Consider the following 20,350-nt stretch of genomic DNA (forward strand, 5'->3'; position numbering starts at 1 on the left):
CTCACCTCACCCGCCGGTGCGCGCCGCGCGAGCCCGCCGGGCGGCGCGGCGGCGCCGCGTCCGCCTGGTCTCCCGGGCCGGCCGGACGGCCCCGGGAACCCGCCTTCTTGCGGCGCCCCTTGAGCAGTTCGACGGCGACCGGGATCAGCGACAGCGCGACGATCACAGCGACGGCGGGCAGCAGGTAGTGGTCCACGTTCGGGATGGAGGAGCCGAGCAGGTAGCCGCCCATCACCAGGCCGAGGCTCCACACCAGCCCGCCGGCGATCTGCCAGATCGTGAACACGCGCGTGGGCACGTCCAGGGCGCCGGCCAGCGGGTTCAGGACGGTCCGGACGACCGGGACGAACCGGGCCAGCACGATGGCCTTGCCGTGCCCGTACCGGGCGAGGAACTCCTCCGCCCGCTGGACGCCTTCCAGCAGGTGCCGGTTGCGGCTGCGGGCGAGCAGCGCGCGCCCGCCCCGCCGGCCGATGATGAAGCCGGTCTGGGCGCCGGCCAAGGCGCCGAAGGCGGCGGCGGCGAGCACCGCCGGCAGCGAGAGCCGGGTGTCGCCGTGCGAGCTCGCCGTGCACAGCAGGCCGGCGGTGAACAGCAGCGAGTCGCCCGGCAGGAAGAAGCCGATCAGCAGTCCGGTCTCGGCGAACATCACCACGGCGATGCCGATGGCGCCGAAGGCCGCCAGCAGCGACCCCGCGTCCAGCGGGTTCACCGCCGCGGGCAGTGCGCCGAAGGCGTCGATCATGGGATCCCCCGTGTTCAGGAGGGACCGGGCGCCCGCCCGGTCCGGCGTCCCCGAAATCTACACGCATGTAGACGGGGGTCGCGACCGCGTCGCACCCGGTGATCATCGCACGGCCGGGCGGGCCGGCGGGCCGGAAGCGGGATCCCCGAGCCGATCCCCCGGCGGTCCGGTGCGGCCGCGGGCCGCCGGGCGCAGCCGCGACCGGCCGGCGCGGCGCAGCGCGGGCAGCGCCGCCCGCGCGGGCCAGCCGGCTGCCGCGACACGCAGCGCCAGCTCGCCGGTCTCGGCGACGTAGGGCTCCAGCCGGTCGCCCGCCGCCCGGGTCAACCGGGGCCGGACGGGCAGGAGCAGCCCCCGGTGCGCGGTGCCGTCGGAGGTCAGCCGGACCTCGACGGTGCTCGCGCCCGCGCGCAGCCTCAGCCACAGCCCCCAGGTCCGGTCGGCGAGGCCGGTCGGGCGGATCACGGCGTCCGGGACGAACACCGCCTCCCAGGTGATCTCCCCGCCGCGGGCCCGGACCGTCACCGGCACCTCGAACACCCGGCCGGCGCGGTGCCGGTCGCGGATCTCCAGGGCGCCGCCGAGGCCGGTGCCGGGCCCGAGCCGGCCGAGCGGGTTGGCGACGGTCCCCGACACGCGCAGCGCCCGGCCGGCGCGGCGCATCCGGGTGACCTCGCCGCCGAGCCGCAGCGCGCCCAGCGGGGCGGTCGCGATGCCGAGGTCGGTGATGTCCAGGACGCGGCGGCCCAGCGCGGTGCCCAGGCCGGCGCCCGGCCAGTAGACGCGCCCGTCCCGCTCCACCGGCTCGACCGCGAGGACGGGCCGCCCGGCGCCGCGGGGCGCGTAGTCGGCGGCGGCCATCGCCGCGGAGGCGTCGCCCTCCAGGACCATGAGCGCGGCGATCGCCGGCATCCGCCCGGACCCGGCGAGCAGCGCCTCGTCCAGCCCGGCGAGGTAGCCGCGGGCCAGCTCGACGAACGCCTGCCGGTGCCCGGGCTCGCGGCCGCGCAGCTCGCGCAGGCAGCCCGGCAGCACCCGGCCGACGAACCGCGCCTCCACCCGGCGCGCGAGCGCCTCGGCGCCCCGCGCGCGCAGCAGCGCGCCGGTCCGCCGGAGGATCTCCAGCCGGTCGGCGAAGTCGCCGAGGTCGGTCCGCGGGACGCCCCTGTGGTCCGCGGACCGGTGGTGGACCCGGTCGGGCACGACCGCGATCGGCTCGGCCGCGGCGTACGCGGCGGCGGTGAACAGCAGGTCCGCGTGCCGCAGCCGGTCGACGAACCGCAGCCCCTCGCGCTCCAGGAACGCGCGCCGGTAGCACTTGCCGGCGGCCGCCGCGTCGTCCAGCAGCTCCGGCGCGCGCGAGATCGACGGATGGAGCCGCCGCTCGGCGTACAGCTCCGGAAACCCGGTCCGTTCCCCGCCGCGGGACGCTTGGACGCAGCGTCCCGCGACGAGGTCGGCGCCCGCCTGCGCCGCGGCGGTCACCATGGTCTTGCAGGCGTGCGGGTCGAGGGCGTCGGCTGCGTCGAGGAACATCACGTAGCGGCCGCGCGCGTAGCGCAGGCCGAGGTTGCGGGCCCGGCCGTCGCCGCCCGAGCGCTCCTGGAGCGCGAAGGCGCGCACCCGGTCCCGCGCGCCCGCGACGAGCCGGGCCGCCGCGCGCGCGGACGCGGCGCCGCCCGCCTCGTCGACGATCACGACCTCGACGCCCGGCAGCGACTGCTCCAGCGCCGAGCGGACGGCGCGGGCGAGCCCGCGGGGCTCGCCGCGGGCGACCACGACGACGGTCACGTCCGGGTCCGGCAGCACCCGGCCCACCTCCTCGCCCCGGTCGGCTCACCGGCACATGAACAGGCCACTGGCCGGATGTTAGGAGGCGGAGGGTTATCGGAACGTAAGCGCCGGGACACCCCGCCGCGAACGCGGGACGTCCGGACGGCGCGCGCCCGCACGGGGGCGCCGGGTCAGCCGATGCGGCCGACGCCGCCCAGGTAGGAGGGGACGGTGAAGTCGGCCGGCACGTCGCCGCGCCAGCTCTGCACCGGGACCAGCCCCGGCTCCAGCAGTTCGGTGCCGGCGAGCAGTCTCCCGACGGCGGCCCGGCCGCGCAGGGTGAACGACCCCGAGGACGTCGTGGTGTAGACGTCGCCGATCTCCTCGAACGCCTCCCCCGGGCGCTCGCCCGGGAACGGGTGCGAGACGACGAGGTGGCTTCCGGCGGAGCACCGGTCCCGGAACGCGCCGACGATCGCCGCGGCCTCCAGGTCGTCCGGCACGAACTGCAGCACCGCGCAGAACACGATGGCGACGGGCTCGGCGAAGTCGATCCGCGAGACGACGCCGGGGTGCTCCAGGACGCTCCGCGGATCGCGCAGGTCCCCGTCGACGACGGTCGCGGCCCGGTCCGCGGCGAGCAGCGCGCGGGCGTGCACGAGCACCATCGGGTCGTTGTCGACGTACACCACCCGCGAGTCGGGCGCGCAGCGCAGCGCGACCTGGTGCACGTTCTCCTGCGTCGGCAGCCCGGCGCCGACGTCGATGAACTGGCGGACGCCGGCCTCGGCGAGCGCCTGCACGGCGCGGCCGAGGAAGCCGCGGTTGTCGCGCGCCGCGACCCGGATGTCGGTGCCGCTCTCCCGGCTGGCCGCGATGACCTTCTCCGCCGCGTCCCGGTCCACCTGATAGTTGTCCTTGCCCATCAGGTAGTAGTCGTACATCCGCGCCACACTCGGGACGGTGGTGTCGACCCCCGCCGGTGCCTGCTCGGGACCGCTCACCGGCCACCGCCTTCCGCTCGCAGTAGTGCGATCACCCTAACCGCCGGGCCGGATGCCCGCGCCGCCTCCGATAACGTCGCGTCCATGCGGCTTCATGTGGGATGCGCGATGTGGGCGCACACGCCGTGGCAGGGCCGTTTCCTGCCCCATCCGCTGCCTCCGGCGGAGCGGCTGCGCGCCTACGCGTCGTGGTGCAACGCCGTCGAGGGCAATACGACGTTCTACGCGACGCCCACGCGGGCGACCGTGGAGACGTGGGCGCGGCAGACCGCGCCGGACTTCCGCTTCCTGCTCAAGCTGCCGAAGACGATCACGCACGAGCGGCGGCTCGCGAACGCGGGCGAGGAGCTGCGGGCGTTCCTGGCGGCGGTCGAACCGCTCGGGCCCCGCGTCCACGCCCTCTGGGTCCAGCTGCCCGGCGCGTTCGGCCCCCGGGACGTCGGCGCGCTGGCGGCGTTCCTGCGCGGCCTGCCGCCGGAGTACCGGTACACCGTCGAGGTGCGGCACCGGGCGTTCTTCGAGGACCCCGGGGCCGCGCGCGACCTCATGCGGGTGCTCGGCGGGGCCGGGGCCGAGTGGGTGCCGTTCGACACCACCGTCCTGTTCCGGAGCCCGCCGACCAGCGACGCCGAGCGGGACGCGTGGACGAAGAAGCCGCGCGTCCCGCGCCGGGCGCCCGCGCTGACCGACCGTCCCGTCGTCCGCTATCTCGGCCGGGACGACGTCGACCGCACGGTCGAGGGCTGGGGGCCGTGGGCGGAGAAGGTCGCCGGGTGGCTGCGGGAGGGACGCTCGCCGACGGTGTTCGTGCACACCCCCGACAACGCCGAGGCGCTGCCGCTGGCCCGCCGCTTCCACGACGACGTGCGGGCCCTCGTCCCGGAGCTGGAGCCGCTCCCCGAACCGGTGCCCGCCGAGCCGCCCACGCTCTTTTGAGGGGACCGCGCTGGACTCTCCCACCAGGGGAGAGTCCAGCATGAGGGCGACCGTCCGGAGAGGTGGGGCATGGCCACGGTGATCGACGTTGAAGCGCCTGGGACGCGGCACTGCGAGACGACCGCCCTGGCGGTGCTGCTGCGGCACCAGGGAATCGGCCTGTCCGAGCCCATGCTCTTCGGTCTCGGTTCCGGCCTGTCCTTCATCTACTGGGACGCCAAGAACATGGGCTTCCCGTTCCTCGGGGGACGGGTCAAACCGTTCGAGCTCACCAGGAACCTGGCCGGCCGGCTCCGGCTGGAGCTGCGGGTCCAGGAGACCACCTCACCCCGCAGAGCCTGGGACAACGCGGTCGCCGCGCTCGACGCCGGACGCCCCATCGGGCTGCAGCTCGACAGCTACCACCTGGACTACTTCGGGTCGAAGGTGCACTTCGGCGGTCATGTCGTCGCCATGTACGGCTACGACGACCACGACGCCTACCTGGTGGACACCGACCAGCAGGGCGGAAAGGTGAAGACCAGCCTGACCAGCCTCGCCGAGGCCAGAGCGGCGCGCGGCCCGATGACCGCCAAGCACCGGTCGTTCACGATCACCACTCCCAAGGACGTGCCCTCGCCACAGGAGGTGGTCGTGCAGGCGATCACCGCCTGCGCCGACGCCTTCCTCGACCCGCCCATCGCCAACCTCGGCCACCGGGGCATCGAGAAGGCCGGCAGGCTGGTGCGCACCTGGCTCAAGCGGACCGACGACCCGCGGCGGGACCTGCCGCAGGCCGCCATGCTGATGGAGAGGGCGGGCACCGGCGGCGCCCTGTTCCGCAACTTCTACCGCGACTTCCTCGCCGAATGCATGCAGATGATCGACAGCGGCCACCTGCGCACCGGCCATGGGCTGTACGCCGAGGCGGCCACCCTGTGGACCGAAGTGGCGGCGCTGGTCGCGCAGGCCGGGGAATCGGGCGATGCGCAGAGCCTCGTCAAGGCCGGCGCCGTCCTCGATGACCTTTCACGCCTTGAGCGCGAGGCGATGCAGGCGCTGAGCCGCCTGGCCGAATGACTCCCGAAGAGCCCCTCTTCCCCCGGGACCGGCTAGATCTGGAGCTGGTCGGCGAGGCGGGCGCGGTGCTCGCCCGGCGGGCCGAACAGCAGCTCGGAGCTCTTCGCGCGCTTGTAGTACAGGTGCGCGTCGTGCTCCCAGGTGTAGCCGATGCCGCCGTGGTACTGGACCATGTCCGTCGCCGTGCGGAAGTAGGCGGGACCGATGTAGGTCTGCGCCAGCGCGGCGGCCGTGGGAAGTTCGGCGATGTCGTGGTCGGCGGTCCAGGCGGCGTACCGCGCGACCGACAGGGCCAGCTCCCATGCGCTGTACATGTCGGCGCAGCCGTGCTTGACGGCCTGGTAGGAGCCGATCTGGCGGCCGAACTGCACCCGCGCCTTGGCGTAGCCGACGGTCAGCTCCATCGCGCGGCGCATCCCGCCGACCTGCTCGGCGGCGAGCGCGACGGCGGCGAGGCCGGTGACCGTCTCCAGCGCCGCGCCGGGGTCGGCGCTGATCAGCCGGCGGGCGGGGGCGGCGTCGAAGTCGATCCGGGCGAGCCGCCGGGTGGGGTCGAGGCCGGTCAGGGTCGTGCGGGTGACGCCGGGCGCGCCGCGCTCCACCGCGAACCAGCCGGGCCCGGCGGGCGTCCGCGCGTACACCAGGACGAGGTCGGCGCAGTCGCCGGCGAGCACCGGGGTCTTGGTGCCGGTCAGCTCCCAGCGGCCGTCGCGCTCGGCCGCCGCGGTGGCGCCGCCGGCGAGGTCCCAGGCGCCGTCCTCGGCGGCGGCGACCGTGCCGATCAGCTCGCCGGCGGCCAGTTTCGGCAGGTGGTCGCCGCCGGCGCCGACGTCGTCGAGGGCCAGCAGCGCGTCGGTGGCGAGGACGGCCGACGCGAGGAACGGCGCGGGAGTCAGCGCGCCGCCGAGTTCCTCGAGGACGACGGCGCGCTCCGCGTGGCCCGCGCCGGAGCCGCCGAACGACTCCGGTACGACCAGCCCGAGGACGCCGAGGTCGCCGAGGGTGCGCCACAGGTCGCGGTCGAACCCGTCCTGCGAGTCCATCGCCTCGCGGACCTTCGCGCTCGGCGCCCGGTCGGCGAGCACCTTGCGGACGGTGTCGCGCAGCGCCTCCTGCTCGGGGTCCAGAACGAGCCTCATCAGGCGTCCTCCGTCCGCTGCGTGCCGACCTTCAGGTCGCGGAACGGGACGTCCCGGTCCACCTGCGGTTCCTTCGGCAGGCCGAGGATCCGCTCGCCGATGATGTTGCGCTGCACCTCGTTGGTGCCGCCCGCGATCGCCGACGCGGGCGCGGAGTTGATGCCGAGCGCGAGGCCGTCGCCGTGCGGGTCGCCCGGCTCCCACGCGACCGCGCCCGCTCCGGCCAGTTCCCCGGCGACCTCGATGGCGCGGCGCAGTTGGAGCGCGCCCGCGAGCTTGGCGACCGACCCGCGCGCCCCCGGCGGACGCCCGGCCTGCGCCTCCTGCCGCATCCGCGCGTTGAACAGCTCCAGCGCACGCTCGTGCGCGTAGAGTCCGGCGAGCCGCTCGCGCTGTGCCGGGACGTCGGTGACGCCCTGCCGCCGGGCCAGGTCGAGGACCGCGTCGAACGCCAGCGCGCTGCTGCGGGACGGGCGGGACGAGCCGATCGACACCCGCTCGTGCCCGAGCATGGTGATCGCCGCCCGCCAGCCCTGCCCGACCTCGCCGATGACCGCGTCCGCGGGGATCCGCACGTCGTCGAGGTACACCTCGTTGAACGGCGCCCTGCCGGACATGTCCTTCAGCGGCCGGACGGTCACGCCGGGCGCGTGCATGTCCACGATGAACATCGTGATGCCCGCGTGCTTCGGGACGCCGGGGTCGGTGCGGGCGAGCAGCGCCCCGAAGTCGGCCCACTGCGCGTTGGTCGTCCAGACCTTCTGCCCGTTCACGACCCAGCCGCCGCCGTCGCGGACGGCCCTGGTCTGCAGGCTCGCCACGTCCGATCCGGCGCCCGGCTCGGAGAACAGCTGGCACCAGATCTCCTCGCCGCCGAGCAGCGGCCGCAGGTAGCGGTCCTTCTGCTCGGGCGTGCCGAGGTCGACGAGCGTCGGCCCGGCCATCCCCGTGTTGACGATGAACGGGTAGGTCGGCAGGTCGTGCTCGGCGGCCTCCTCGGCGAAGATCTGCTGCTCGGCCGTGCCGAGCCCCTGCCCGCCCGCCTCCACCGGCCAGGTGATGCCGGCGAAGCCCGCCTCGTACAGCGCCGCCTGGAACCGCTTGGACGCGCTCAGCCGCTCGGCGGGCGGCAGCTCGGCGACGGATCCGGGGGCGTTGGCGGCCAGCCACGCGCGCGCCTTCGCGCGGTAGTCCTCCGTCATCCCTTCTCCCCGCCCCTGCCCGCCCTGTTCGGGCCGGCGAAGCCGAAAAGGTAGCCGGCCACCTTGCGCATCTGGACCTCCTCGGCGCCCTCGGTGATCCGGTAGCGGCGGTGGTGGCGGTAGATGTGCTCGAACGGGGTGTGCCGCGTGTAGCCCAGGCCGCCGTGCACCTGCATCGCGCGGTCGGCCGCCTCGCACACGAACCGGTTCGCGCGGTAGTTGCACATCGAGACCTTGTCGCTGATCTGCAGGTGCGGGACGCGGTCCAGCTCCCAGGCCGTCTTGCGGACGAGCCCGCGCAGCATCTCCGCCTCGGTCTGCAGCTCCACCAGCGGCCACTGGATCGCCTGCCGCGTCGCGAGGGGCTTGCCGAACGTCACGCGTTCCCGCGCGTACTCGACGCTGCGGTCGATGCAGTACTGGCCCGCGCCGACGCCGGAGGCCGCCTGCCGGATCCGGTTCTCGTGCACGAACGACTGCGCGACCGCGAGCCCCTCGCCCTCGGCGCCGAACACCGCCGAGTCCGGCACCCGCACGTCGCGGATGGTGACCTCCGCGTGGTCGGTGGGCATGTTGAGCGTCCACCAGTGGAAGTCGACGGAGAACCCCGGGGCGCCGGTCGGCACGAAGAACGCGGTGATGCCGCGCGCGTCGCCCGGTTCGCCGGACGTGCGGGCGAACACCACGTCGTGGGTGGCCGAGTGCATGCCGGAGTTGAAGCGCTTGGCGCCGTTGAGGACCCAGTCGCCGCCGTCGCGGACGGCGGTGGTCTCCATCCTGGTCGCGTCGCTGCCGTGGTCGGGCTCGGTGAGCCCGAAGCCGATCCGCTTCTCGCGGGCGAGCATCGGCTCGAGGAACTCCTGCTTCTGCTCGTCCGTCCCGAACTCCAGCAGCATGTGGGCGAACGGGAAGTTCCCGACGACCGACGACTCGTTCTGCAGGTCGTTGTGCAGCCCGAGGCCCTTGTGCGCGAGGTGCTCGCGGATCACCGCCATGTCGAGGTTGGTGCCGCCGGAGCCGCCGAGCTCCTTGGGCAGGCCGTAGCGCAGCCAGCCGGCCGCGTCCGCCCGCCGGAACATCTCGCCGAGCAGCTCCTCCCACTCCCGGCGCGGCACGCCGCCGCTCTCGAAGTCGGTGCGCGCGTACTCGCGGCGGTGGTCGAAGAAGCGCTCGTTGTCGTCCTGAGCCTGCAGCGGCGCGATCTCGCGCTCGACGAACGCGTCGAGATCGGCCAGCAGCCGGGTCAGCTCCGCGGGCAGCTCGAAGTCCACACACCCTCCCTAACGCTTGCTCTGGCCAGCTTGGCACCGGGGCGGCCCGCGCGGAAGCCGCCCGCGCCCGCCCGGCCCGGGTCAGCCGATCTTCTTCTCCTGCGACTCCCAGTACGGGTCGCGCAGCTGCCTCTTGAGCGCCTTGCCCGACGGGTTGCGCGGCACCTCGGCGATCCGGTCGAAACCGCGCGGCACCTTGTAGGACGCGAGGTGCTCGCGGCAGAACGCGTCCAGGTCCGCGTCCGCCGCCTCGGCACCGGGATGCACCACGATCGCGGCGTGCACCGACTCGCCCCACTCCTGCGACGGGACGCCGAACACGGCCGCGTCCGCGATCGCCGGGTGCGCGGTCAGCACCGCCTCGATCTCGGCCGGGTAGATGTTCACCCCGCCCGAGATGATCATGTCGGTGCGGCGGTCGCAGATGTAGTAGAAGCCCTCCTCGTCGCGGTAGGCGATGTCGCCCACCGTCAGCCACTCGCCGAGCTTGGCGTCCTCGAACTTGCGGTCCGCCTTGTAGTAGGCGTCGAACGTCGCCTTGCTGCGCACGTACAGGTCGCCCGGCACGTGCGGCTCCTCCACGCGCTCGCCCTTGTCGTCGAACAGCGCGATCTCGATGCCGGGCGCGGGCCGGCCGCAGCTGCCCGGCTTGCGCATCTGGTCCTGCGGCCGAAGGATCGTGTCGACGCCCAGCTCCGTCGACCCGTACACCTCGAACAGCGACCCGTCGCCGATCCTCTCGACGTAGCGGCGCTTCAGCTCGAACGGCCAGGGCGCCGCGTTGGCGATGAACCGGCGCAGCGACGACAGGTCATGGGCGGCGACCACCTCGTCCGGCAGGTCCAGCACGCGCCGGATCGGGGTCGGCGCGGAGAACGTCGCGGTCACCTTGTGCTCCTCGACCAGCTCCAGCCAGCGCCGGGGGTCGAAGTCGCGCATCACCACGACGGTGCCGCCCATCTGCTGGACGATCAGCATGAAGCTCATCGGCCCGGAGTGGTAGAGCGGGCCCGTCGTCAGGTATACGTCGCCGGGCTGGTAGCCGATCTCCGTCACCAGCCCGATGACGATCTCCGGGTCCGGCTGGCCGCGCACGACGCCCTTCGGCTTGCCGGTCGTCCCGGACGTGTAGAACATCGCGGTGCCCGCCGCCGGGTCGTCGCCCGCGGCGGCCGGTTCGGTCTCCGGGCTCGCGGCCGCGTCGGCGTCCAGGTCCGACGCCCAGTCCGGCACGTCCCCCGCGCCGCCGCGGAACGCCAGCCAGCCGCGCACGCCCTCCACCTCGCGCGCCGCGAGCTCCAGCTGCGGCGCCTGCTCGACGTCGAACAGCACGAGCGCGCTGTCGGCGTTCGCGACGACGTAGGACGCCTCCTCCGGGCTCAGCCGGTAGTTCAGCGGCACGCCGACCGCGCCGGCCTTGCGCAGCGCGGCGATCAGCGCGACGACCTCGGTACTGTTGCGCCCGCACCAGGCGACCTTGGTGCCGGCCCGGACGCCGAGGCCCACGAGCACGTTGGCGTAGCGGTTGACCAGCGCGTTGAACGCGGCGTAGCCGAGCCGCCGGTCCCCCTCGATGATCGCGGTCTTGGACGGGTGGGCGGCGGCGAGCGCCGCCAGCGGATCGGGGACGGGTGCGGTCACGGTGTCACACTCCCGGTAGCCGGCTGGGGTGGCATTGAACGAATGTACGTTGGAATGCAGGCGGAATCCAGAGGAGGATCTTCGTGGCCGACGACGCAGCCGCCGGACCGCAGCGCGCGTCCCGCGGGCGCGGGACCCCGGCGCACCGCACCACCGCCGACGTCACGCCCACGTCGAGCGACGCCCTGTCCCTGCCGACCGACACGCCCGGCACCCGGATCCTCATCGCGGCGGCCGTCGAGACGATGGCGGAGAAGGGCTACAACGGCACCTCGGTCCGCGACGTCGCCGACCGCGCCGGGATGAGCCCCGCCGTGCTCTACCACTACTTCGGCTCCAAGCACGACCTGCTCGTCGCCATCATGCACCGGACCATCGACCACCTCATCGAGCGCTGCGAGGCCGTCCTCGACGACGGGCCGGCCGACCCCGTGCACCGGCTGCGGCGGCTCGTCCGCGAGCACGTCCTCGTCCACATCGAGCTGCGCAGGGAGGCCGTGCTCGGCGTCGGCGAGATGCACAGCATCGAGGAGCGCGAACGCGCGCTGCTCATCGCCAAGCGCGACCGGCACGAGCGGCCGTTCCACCGCGTCGTCAACGCCGGCGTCGCATGCCGGGCGTTCCGCACCCCCTACCCCGCCGAGGCCGTCCGCGGCATCCTCACGATGGCGACCGGCGTGTCGGTGTGGTTCCGCGACGACGGCCCGCTCACCGCCGCCGAGGTCGCCGACCGGTTCGGCCGCCTCGCCCTGGCCATGGTGGAGGCGGACCCGGGCGCGTGATCCCGTCCGTCAGCAGCCGGGCGCCCGCGCGGAACCGGAGCCGGTCGTGCAGCGGACCTTGTCCAGCGAGCGGAGGATCCGGTCGAGGCGCTGCGGCGTCGGGTCGGTGACGTACTCCAGGACGGCGTGGTCGAACGCGGCGGCCATCACGGTCGGCATCGAGTCGGAGGCGTCGAAGCGGACCGTCTTCGCGCTCGCGAGCGCCTGCGCGATCCGCCGGGACAGCGCGTCGGGGTAGGCGCTCGGCGGGACGGACCGGTTGAGCGAGAACGCGCCGCCGCCCTTCTCGCCGACCCACGTCTTCTGGGCCTTCGCCGTGGTCAGATAGGCGACGAGCTTACGGGCGGCCGGGGTGGAGCGGAACATGCCGAGCAGGTCGCCGCCGATCTCCATCGCCTGCCCGCCGGGGAACGGCACGAAGTCGTAGTCGGCTCCCGGCTGCAGATTGGTGGAGACCTGGCGGTAGAAGCCCGTGATGAACGACGCCTGGTGGTCGAACATGCAGCCCGGCGGATTCGCGAACATCGGCGCGCCCGCCTTGCCGTAGCCGGTGAGCAGGATGGAGTCCGTGCCGGAGCGGGTTCCGGCGACGACGGACCCGAACGTCTCCCACGCCTTGCGGACGGCCGGAGAGGCCCATTCCAGCTGCCCGGAGACCCACTGGTCGTACTTCTCCGGACCGAACTCGTGCAGCATGACGTCCTCGATCCAGTCCGTCCCCGGCCAGCCCGAGTTGGACGTGTCCTCCAGGCCGAGGCACCAGGGCTTCGGCGCCGCGCCGGACGCGATCCTCATGAGGTCGTCGACGGACCCGATGGGCTGGGCGAGCCGAGCGCGCGTCGCCGCCGGCAGGGTCCGCGGGTCGTACCAGATCAGGCCCTTCACGGCCGCCTTGACGACGATGCCGTAGGGGCGGCGGACCTTGTCCGGGCCGGTCGCGGCGGTCAGGTCGCCGCCGATGCCCTCCTGCGCGCCGCCGACCGGCTTCAGCTCGCCGGCCGCGGCGTAGGTGCGCAGGTCGCCGGGCGTGGCGAGGACGGCGGTGTCGGGCGGCGTGCCGTCGTGCAGCTCGCTGGCGAGGATGGCGCGGGCGTCGCGGGTCCCGGTGTAGTCGACGTGGATGCCGGTGCTCTTCTCGAAGCCGTCCAGCGCCTTGCGGAACACCGTGCCCTCGTCGCCCGTCCACGAGCCGAGCACGGTGACGCTCTCCCCGGACCCGGTGCCGCCGCACGACACCGCGGTGAACGCGCAGAGCAGGAGGAGCGCTGCCAGCAGTCGCACGGTCATCTCCTGTATTCGCGGAGCCGGATCCACAGGCCGAGGGCGGCGAGGCCCGCGATGGCGAGGGACAGTAGCGGGAGGCCTACGTCCAGGCCGCGGGTGTCGGTGGCGTCGGCGAGCTTCGCCTCCAGCGGGCGCTGCGCCTTGTCCGCGGCGGCGACGTCCAGGCCGCCGGCCTGGGGGACGTTGTGTCCGGCGCGCAGTTTGCCGGCCCCGACGTCGGCGCCGCGGATCTGGGTCCGCATCGTGCGGTCGAAGGCGGGCACGCCGGCGTTGGACGCGTCCGCGAAGGCGTGGTCGATGTGCAGGAACGTGGTGGACGTCCAGACGACCAGCCCGACCAGGACGGCGCTGGCCGCGACGAGGGGCAGGTTGACCAGCCGGCGGAAGCGGCGCGCCATCGACACCTGCGCGTACCCGAGGACGGCGAGCAGCACCGCGCCGATGACGGCGGTGCCGAGCGCGAGGCCGCGGCCGGCCCACGCGGAGTCGCGCTCGCCGTCGATGCCGTGCAGGTCGCGGCGCGCGATCTCGTCGATGCGGGAGAGCAGCCCGCCGTCGCCGCGCAGCAGATCGGAGGCATAGGAGAGATAGGCGTAGCCGAGTTTCTCGAGCCCTTCCCGATAGGTGGCGTCGGCCTGTTCCACGAGCCCCTGATAGGTGACGACCTGCGCGTTCACCGCGCGCAGGAGATCGCGTCCGGTGGCGCCGCCGAAATCGAGTTCGGCGAGGTGCGCGAGATTGTCACTGGCCGTCGTGAGATCGTCCCGGAACTGCTGGCCCGGGCCGATGAGCTGCGCCGCACCGGAACGGAAGCTCTGCCATGCGGCCCGGTCGGCGTCCGACAGCGCGGCGTGCGCGGTGCGGGCGCTGACGTAGGCGGGGGCGCCGCCGTCCTTCACCGACGACACCGCCGACCGGCTCCCGACCAGCACCGCCGTGGCCGCCAGCCAGGACAGCACCGCCAGCCCGACGGCCGCGGCGAGCACCGTCCACAGCCAGCGCGGGGTGCTCCACCTCCTCGGGACCGCCCGGGCGGCCAGCGCTACCGACACGCGGGCCATGGTAATCCGCGGCCCTTTGCCGGGGCCTTTCGATTATGGGAGAAAAGCCGCCCGGGAGCCGCGGGGCATTGGCCGGTTCAGGTCAGCCCCGCGGCGTTTCCCGCAGCTCATTCCGTTTCGTAGGCGAGATTCGGGCGCAGCCACCGCTCGATTTCGGGAAGGGTGAGCCCGCGCCGCGCCGCGTAGTCCTCGGTCTGGTCGCGGCCGATCCGCCCGACCGTGAAGTACCGCGCCGACGGGTGCGCGAAGATCAGCCCGCTGACGCTGGCGGCCGGGGTCATCGCGTACGACTCGGTCAGCCCGATCCCGAGCTCCTGCGCGCCGAGCAGGTCGAACAGGTCCTTCTTCTCGCTGTGGTCGGGGCTCGCCGGGTAGCCGAGCGCCGGGCGGATGCCGCGGAACCGCTCGGCGTGCAGGTCCTCCAGCTTCGGGTCGGCGTCCGGCTCGAACCAGTCGCGCCGCGCCTGCAGGTGCGCGTACTCGGCGAACGCCTCGGCGAGCCGGTCGGCCAGCGCCTTCACCATGATCGAGCGGTAGTCGTCGTTCTCCGCCTCGAACTGGGCGGCGAGCTCCTCCGCACCGAGCACCGTCACCGCGAACCCGCCGAGGTGGTCGCCGGACGGGGCGATGTAGTCGGCGAGGCACCGGTTCGGCCGGCCCTCCGGCTTGGCGGTCTGCTGGCGCAGCATCGGGAAGCGCGGCGCGCCCTCGGCGTCCAGGACGATGTCGTCGCCCTCGGAGTGCGCGGGCCAGAACGCGTAGGCGCCGCGGGCGCGCAGCAGCCCGTCCGCGATGATCTTGTCGAGGAGGCCGTTGCCGTCGTCGAACAGCTCGCGGGCGACCGGCTGGTCGAGGATCGCCGGGTACTTGCCCTTCAGCTCCCAGGCGAGGAAGAAGAACTGCCAGTCGATCATCGCGCGCAGCTCGTCCAGGTCCGGCTCGAGGGTGCGCACCCCGGTGAAGGCGGGGACGGGCAGGTCGTCGAAGGCGACCCGCTCCCGGTTCGCGCGGGCCTTCCCGACCGTCAGCATCGGCGCGCGCTGCTTGCGCTCGTGCTGCTCGCGCAGCCGCTGCTGCTCCTCGGCGTTGGAGATCGCCAGCGCGCCGGCGCGCTCGGGGTCGAGCAGGTTCGACACCACGCCGACGACGCGGGAGGCGTCCAGCACGTGCACGGTGGTCTGGTCGTAGGCGGGCGCGATGCGCACCGCGGTGTGCTGGCGGGACGTGGTGGCGCCGCCGATCAGCAGCGGCAGCTTCATCCCGCGGCGCTGCATCTCGGTCGCCACCGACACCATCTCGTCCAGCGACGGGGTGATCAGCCCGGACAGCCCGACCGCGTCGGCGCCCTCGGCGACCGCGGTGTCGAGGATCTTGGCGGCGGGCACCATCACGCCGAGGTCGACGACGTCGTAGTTGTTGCAGCCGAGGACGACGCCGACGATGTTCTTGCCGATGTCGTGCACGTCGCCCTTGACCGTCGCGAGGACGATCTTGCCCTGGCCGCGGTCCTCCGTGACGCGGCCCTCGGCCAGCGCCTTCTCCTTCTCGGCCTCCATGAACGGCTCGAGGTAGGCGACGGACCGCTTCATCGCGCGGGCGCTCTTGACCACCTGCGGCAGGAACATCTTGCCGGACCCGAACAGGTCGCCGACGATCTTCATGCCGTCCATCAGCGGGCCCTCGATGACGTCGAGGGGGCGGGGCAGCTGCTGCCGGGCCTCCTCGGTGTCCTCCTCGATGAAGTCCACGATCCCGTGCACGAGGGCGTGCGACAGGCGCTCCGCCACCGGCGCGTCCCGCCAGGACAGGTCGACCTCGCGCTTGGTGCCCTTGCCCTTGACGTTCTCGGCGAACGACACAAGCCGGTCGGTGGCGTCGGGGCGCCGGTCGAACAGCACGTCCTCGACGAGTTCGAGCAGGTCGGCGGGGATGTCCTCGTAGACGGCGAGCTGCCCGGCGTTGACGATGCCCATGTCCAGCCCGGCCTTCACCGCGTGGAACAGGAACGCCGAGTGCATGGCCTCGCGGACGACCTCGTTGCCGCGGAACGAGAACGACAGGTTGGAGATGCCGCCGCTGGTGCGGACGCCGGGGCAACGCTCCTTGATCCGCGGCAGCGCGTCGATGAACGCCTTGGCGTACCCGTTGTGCTCGCTGATGCCCGTCGCGACCGCAAGGACGTTCGGGTCGAAGATGATGTCCTCGGCGGGGAAACCGGCCTTCTGCGTGAGCAGGTCGTAGGCGCGGCCGCAGATCTCGACCTTGCGGTCGGCGGTGTCGGCCTGGCCGGTCTCGTCGAACGCCATGACGACGACGCCGGCGCCGAAGTCGCGGATCCGGCGAGCCTGCTCCAGGAAGGGCTCCTCGCCCTCCTTGAGGCTGATCGAGTTGACGACGCCCTTGCCCTGCACGGTCTTCAGCCCGGCCTCCAGCACGCTCCACCGCGAGCTGTCGACCATGATCGGGATGCGGGCCACCTCGGGCTCGGTCGCGATCAGGTTGAGGAACGTCGTCATCTCCCGCTCGCTATCGAGCAGGTCGGCGTCCATGTTGACGTCGAGGAGGTTCGCGCCGCCGCGGACCTGCTCCAGCGCCACGTCCACGGCGGCCTGGTGGTCGCCCGCCTCGATCAGGTTGCGGAACCGCTTGGAGCCGGTGACGTTGGTGCGCTCGCCGATCATGACGAAGCCGGTGTCGCGGCCGATCTGGAACGGCTCGAGACCGCTGTAGCGGGTCGCCTTGCCGGGCTCGGCCACCGGGCGGGTGGCCGTGCCGCGGACGGCCTCGGCGATGCGCCTGATGTGCGCCGGGCCCGTCCCGCAGCAGCCGCCGACGGCGTTGACCATGCCGGACGCGGCGAAGTCGCCGAGCTTGACGCCCATCTCGTCGGGGGTCTGGTCGTAGCCGCCGAACGCGTTCGGCAGGCCCGCGTTGGGGTGGCAGGCGGTGTAGGTGCCGGCGAGGCGCGCGAGCTCCTCGACGTGCGGGCGCATCTCCTCGGCGCCGAGGGAGCAGTTCACGCCGACGACGAGCGGCTCGGCGTGCTCGATCGAGCGCCAGAACGCCTCGACGGTCTGCCCGGACAGGGTCCGGCCGGACAGGTCGACGATCGTCACCGAGATCCACAGCGGCAGTTCGGGCGCGACCTCGCGGGCCGCCGCGATCGCCGCCTTCGCGTTCAGCGTGTCGAAGATCGTCTCGATCAGCAGCAGGTCGACGCCGCCCTCGGCGAGGCCGGCGATCTGCTCCGCGTAGGAGGCCTTGACCTGGTCGAAGGTGACGGCGCGGTAGGCCGGGTCCTCGACCCGGGGCGACAGCGACAGCGTGACGTTGAGCGGGCCGACGGAGCCGGCGACGAACCGGTTCCCGTACTCGTCGGCCGCCTGCCGGGCGAGCCGCGCGCCCTGCACGTTCATCTCGCGGACCAGGCCCTCCAGGCCGTAGTCGGCCTGGCCGATGCTGGTGGCGGTGAAGGTGTTGGTGGTGGTGACGTCGGCGCCGGCGTCGAGGTACTGCCGGTGGACGTCGAGGATCACGTCCGGGCGGGTGAGGTTCAGCAGGTCGGGGTCGCCGGTGACGTCCTTCTCGTGGTCGCCGCCGATCCGGTCGCCGCGGTAGTCCTCGGGGGTGAGCCCCGCGCCCTGGAGCATCGTGCCCCACGCCCCGTCGAGCACCACGACCCGCTCGCCCAGAAGCCTGTGCAGCTCTTCGGTTCTGCCCACCAGCCACCTCCCACGTCGTTGGGAGGCGCCCTTGCGTGTACCGGTCTCGGGCCGAGCGTGGCGGACGCCCGCGCGTCCGTTGCAGCGCCTCTCGGCCCGTCTCCGAGGTTACCGAATGGACCCGGCGCCTGTGAAACTCCCGTCCCCCTTTCCGGATCATCCCGGGCGGGGGCGGGCGGTCAGGAGCGGCCGCAGGCGCGGCGCAGCGCCGCCGCGAACGCGCCCGGGTCGGGGTCCGGGAGGACGGCGGCGAGGTGGCCGTCGGGCCGGACGAGGTGGACGGTGCCGGGCCCGGTGTCCAGGGCCGTCCTCAGGACGCCGCCGGTGTCGATCGCGTCCAGGGCGTGGACCGCGACCGGGACGCCGCCCGCCGCCTCCTCGATCCGGGCGCATCGGCGCCCGTCGGCGGCCAGGGCGACGAATTCCGTGCCGAACAGGCGGCGCAGCCGGGTCTCGCGGCCGTCGACGATGCAGGGGCCGTCGGGGCACAGGACGCCGGGCAGCGGCGGCCGGACGGCCCCGGCGGCCTGCGGGAAGCCCTCGACCGGCCCGGCCGGGGTGGTCAGTGGCGATTCCAGGTACCAGTACGGTTCGGCGAGCTTGCCCGAGTCGATGCGGGCGCGGGCGGCGGGATCGGTGAGCGCGGCCTCCAGCGCGGTCGCCCGCCGCGTCCTCTCCTCGGCGCTGTGCGGGACGAGGAACTCCATCGTCCGGGTCGTCACCCCCAGGTTCTCGTGGGCCGCCGCGCGCCGCTCGGCGTCGTAGCTGGCGAGCAAGCGCTCGGCGCCATGGCCGTGGCGGGCGAACGCGAGCTTCCACGCGAGGTTCTCGGCGTCCTGGACGCCGGAGTTCAGCCCGCGCGCCCCGAACGGCGCGTACAGGTGCGCCGCGTCCCCTGCAAGGAACACCCGCCCGCGCTGGAACGTCTCGGCGCACCGCTGGTGGAACCGGTACACCGACGCCCACACGACCTCGTACGGAACGTCCCCGGTGATCTTCCGGATGCGGTCGTCCAGGGCACCGGAGGCGCGCTCGGCCTCGAAGTCGTAGTCCGCAGGCATCTGCCAGTCGATCCGCCACGTGCTGTCGGGGCACTGATGCACGAGGACCTGGCGGCCCGGGTTCCATTCGGGATCGAAGTAGAACCGGCGTTCCTTCGGGAACGGCAGGTCGGCGCGGACGTCGCAGATGAGGAACCGGTCGTCGTACGAGCGGCCCGGGAACCCGGCGCCGATCAGCCGCCGGACCGCGCTGTGCGGCCCGTCCGCCCCGATCAGGTGGCTTCCGGCGACGGTGATCTCGCCGTCGGGGGATTCCGCGCGGACCCGCACGCCGCCCGTGTCCTGGTCGAGACCGGAGACGCGGTGCCCGTACCGGACGTCGACCAGCGGCTCGGCGTCCGCCAGATCGCGCAGGAGGCACTCGACCTCGGCCTGCGAGATGTTGATCCACGGCGGGACGTCGCTGCGCCCGGCGTCCGGGAACGTGACCGCGAACAGCTCGGTGCCGCGGTAATAGGTGCGGCCGGTCGTCCAGGTGACGCCGCGTTCGATCATCTTCTCCGCGCACCCGGCGCGGTCGAACACGTCCAGCACGTCGCGCTGGAAGCAGATGGCCTTGGACCCGACGGGTTCGCACCGGCCGGCGGCCTCCAGGACGGTCGCGGGCACGCCGAACCGTGCCAGCAGCAGCGCCGCGACCAGTCCCACCGGCCCGGCGCCGGCGATCACGACCGGTTCGGCGGGTCCGGCGTCAGCCTTGGAGTTCATCCCAGACGGCCCGGTCGCGTTCGGCCGTCCAGATGACGGGCCGCTCGATGCCCGACAGCTCGTCCCACAGCCGCGACACATCGAACGGCAGACAGTGCTCGAAGATCGGCCACCGCCCGTACCGCGGCTCCAGCTCCCCGTGCACCGCCTCGAACGCCTCCTTGAGCGTCCCGCCGCGGCCCTGGACGGCCGTCACCTCACCGATCATCACCTGCAGGAAGTGCCGGGTCTGGTCGATCGCCGCGTCCACCGCGTCCCGGCCCACCGCAACCGCGCCGCGTCCGCCCACCAGCGCCTCGGCGCCCAGCGCCGCCACCCGGTCCAACGTCCCCGACGCCCAATCCCGATGGAACGCATCCCCGGTGTAAAGGGCCGCCTGCGCCTCCACCAGATCACCGGCGAACAACACCCTCTGCCGCGGCAGCCACGCCACGATGTCGCCCTCGGTATGCCCCCGCCCGCAGTACTGCAGCACCAGTTCACCGCGGTCACCACCCAACTGGACGGTGAACCGGTCAGAGAACGTCACCGTCGGCCACGTCAACCCCGGAATCGACTCCGGCTCCTTGAACAGCCGCGGCATCCGCCCGAACTCCGACTCCCAATCCTGCCGCCCCCGCTCGGCGACCAGCTCACGCGTCTTCTCATGCGCCACGACCACCTCGGCACCGAACGCACTCGCCCCCAGCACCCGCACCGCGTGATAGTGCGACAACACCAGAAACCGCACCGGCTTGTCGGTGTGCTCACGCAGCAACGACAACCACTCACGCGCCGCCACCGGCGTCGCCAGCGCCTCGAAACAGACGACGAAGTCCTCCCCCTCCACCGCCCCCACATTCGGATCACCCTCGGCGGTCAACGCGTACACCCCGTCCGCCAGCACCTCCAGACTCCGCTCCTTCTCCCCCAGATCAGCCGACGACGCGAACGGCTTCATCTGACGCCTCCCTGAGCTCCTC

At 73.3% G+C, this 20,350-nt stretch carries 15 protein-coding genes; 3 read left to right on the forward strand and 12 right to left on the reverse strand.

Annotated features, from left to right (window positions below; translation table 11 throughout):
- Position 1: 1 nt before the first annotated feature.
- The 3 genes from J4709_RS09005 to J4709_RS09015 form a co-directional block, all read right to left on the reverse strand.
- The gene (locus J4709_RS09005) at positions 2-745 is read right to left on the reverse strand and encodes a DedA family protein (protein ID WP_208239005.1); all 744 of its coding nucleotides are present in this window, start codon (positions 743-745) and stop codon (positions 2-4) included.
- A gap of 102 nt (positions 746-847) precedes the next feature.
- Positions 848-2,554, reverse strand: coding sequence for a glycosyltransferase family A protein (locus tag J4709_RS09010; RefSeq protein ID WP_208239007.1), 1,707 nt, complete (start codon positions 2,552-2,554; stop codon positions 848-850).
- Positions 2,555-2,709: 155 nt separating this feature from the next.
- Positions 2,710-3,522 (reverse strand): SAM-dependent methyltransferase, encoded by an 813-nt coding sequence (locus J4709_RS09015; RefSeq protein ID WP_208239009.1) that lies wholly within the window; start codon positions 3,520-3,522, stop codon positions 2,710-2,712.
- Positions 3,523-3,606: 84 nt separating this feature from the next.
- Here J4709_RS09015 and J4709_RS09020 point away from each other — a divergent pair, with 84 nt between their 5' ends.
- Both J4709_RS09020 and J4709_RS09025 read left to right on the forward strand, forming a co-directional pair.
- Positions 3,607-4,458 (forward strand): DUF72 domain-containing protein, encoded by an 852-nt coding sequence (locus tag J4709_RS09020; RefSeq protein WP_232383182.1) that lies wholly within the window; start codon positions 3,607-3,609, stop codon positions 4,456-4,458.
- A 69-nt stretch (positions 4,459-4,527) separates the two neighbouring features.
- Positions 4,528-5,517, forward strand: a complete 990-nt coding sequence (locus J4709_RS09025; RefSeq protein ID WP_208239012.1) for a BtrH N-terminal domain-containing protein — start codon at positions 4,528-4,530, stop codon at positions 5,515-5,517.
- Between the two features lie 32 nt (positions 5,518-5,549).
- On the opposite strand, the gene J4709_RS09030 is transcribed toward J4709_RS09025, so the two are convergent.
- From J4709_RS09030 to J4709_RS09045, 4 genes are all read right to left on the reverse strand, one after another.
- On the reverse strand, positions 5,550-6,656 hold the full coding sequence (locus J4709_RS09030; RefSeq protein WP_208239014.1) for an acyl-CoA dehydrogenase family protein: 1,107 nt from the start codon (positions 6,654-6,656) through the stop codon (positions 5,550-5,552).
- Entirely contained in the window at positions 6,656-7,858 is a 1,203-nt protein-coding gene (locus J4709_RS09035; RefSeq protein WP_208239016.1) for an acyl-CoA dehydrogenase family protein, read from the reverse strand. The genes J4709_RS09030 and J4709_RS09035 overlap by 1 nt, the downstream gene beginning before the upstream one ends.
- On the reverse strand, positions 7,855-9,129 hold the full coding sequence (locus tag J4709_RS09040; RefSeq protein WP_208239018.1) for an acyl-CoA dehydrogenase family protein: 1,275 nt from the start codon (positions 9,127-9,129) through the stop codon (positions 7,855-7,857). Before J4709_RS09040 ends, J4709_RS09035 begins: the two co-directional genes overlap by 4 nt.
- Positions 9,130-9,210: 81 nt before the next feature.
- The gene (locus J4709_RS09045; RefSeq protein WP_208239020.1) at positions 9,211-10,770 is read right to left on the reverse strand and encodes a class I adenylate-forming enzyme family protein; all 1,560 of its coding nucleotides are present in this window, start codon (positions 10,768-10,770) and stop codon (positions 9,211-9,213) included.
- An 83-nt stretch (positions 10,771-10,853) separates the two neighbouring features.
- On the opposite strand from J4709_RS09045, the gene J4709_RS09050 reads away from it, so the two are divergent.
- Entirely contained in the window at positions 10,854-11,552 is a 699-nt protein-coding gene (locus J4709_RS09050; RefSeq protein ID WP_208239022.1) for a TetR/AcrR family transcriptional regulator, read from the forward strand.
- 9 nt (positions 11,553-11,561) lie between these two features.
- Here the strand turns inward: J4709_RS09050 and J4709_RS09055 are convergent, their stop codons facing one another.
- The 5 genes from J4709_RS09055 to J4709_RS09075 all read right to left on the reverse strand — a co-directional run bounded on the left by J4709_RS09055 (position 11,562) and on the right by J4709_RS09075 (position 20,328).
- Positions 11,562-12,833 (reverse strand): ABC transporter substrate-binding protein, encoded by a 1,272-nt coding sequence (locus J4709_RS09055; protein WP_208239023.1) that lies wholly within the window; start codon positions 12,831-12,833, stop codon positions 11,562-11,564.
- Positions 12,834-12,835: 2 nt separating this feature from the next.
- On the reverse strand, positions 12,836-13,888 hold the full coding sequence (locus tag J4709_RS09060) for a GlnX family signal transduction membrane protein (RefSeq protein WP_208239025.1): 1,053 nt from the start codon (positions 13,886-13,888) through the stop codon (positions 12,836-12,838).
- 116 nt (positions 13,889-14,004) lie between these two features.
- On the reverse strand, positions 14,005-17,619 hold the full coding sequence (gene metH / locus J4709_RS09065; RefSeq protein ID WP_208239035.1) for a methionine synthase: 3,615 nt from the start codon (positions 17,617-17,619) through the stop codon (positions 14,005-14,007).
- Between the two features lie 179 nt (positions 17,620-17,798).
- Positions 17,799-19,388 carry an FAD-dependent monooxygenase gene (locus J4709_RS09070; RefSeq protein ID WP_208239038.1) on the reverse strand — a complete coding sequence of 530 codons (1,590 nt, stop codon included), beginning with the start codon at positions 19,386-19,388 and terminating at the stop codon, positions 17,799-17,801.
- Positions 19,372-20,328: an MBL fold metallo-hydrolase gene (locus J4709_RS09075; RefSeq protein WP_208239039.1), complete on the reverse strand. Its 957-nt coding sequence runs from the start codon at positions 20,326-20,328 to the stop codon at positions 19,372-19,374. Before J4709_RS09075 ends, J4709_RS09070 begins: the two co-directional genes overlap by 17 nt.
- Between the last annotated feature and the right edge of the window lie 22 nt (positions 20,329-20,350).

Source organism: Actinomadura violacea, from assembly GCF_017573465.1.
GTDB classification, from domain to species: Bacteria; Actinomycetota; Actinomycetes; order Streptosporangiales; family Streptosporangiaceae; genus Spirillospora; species Spirillospora violacea.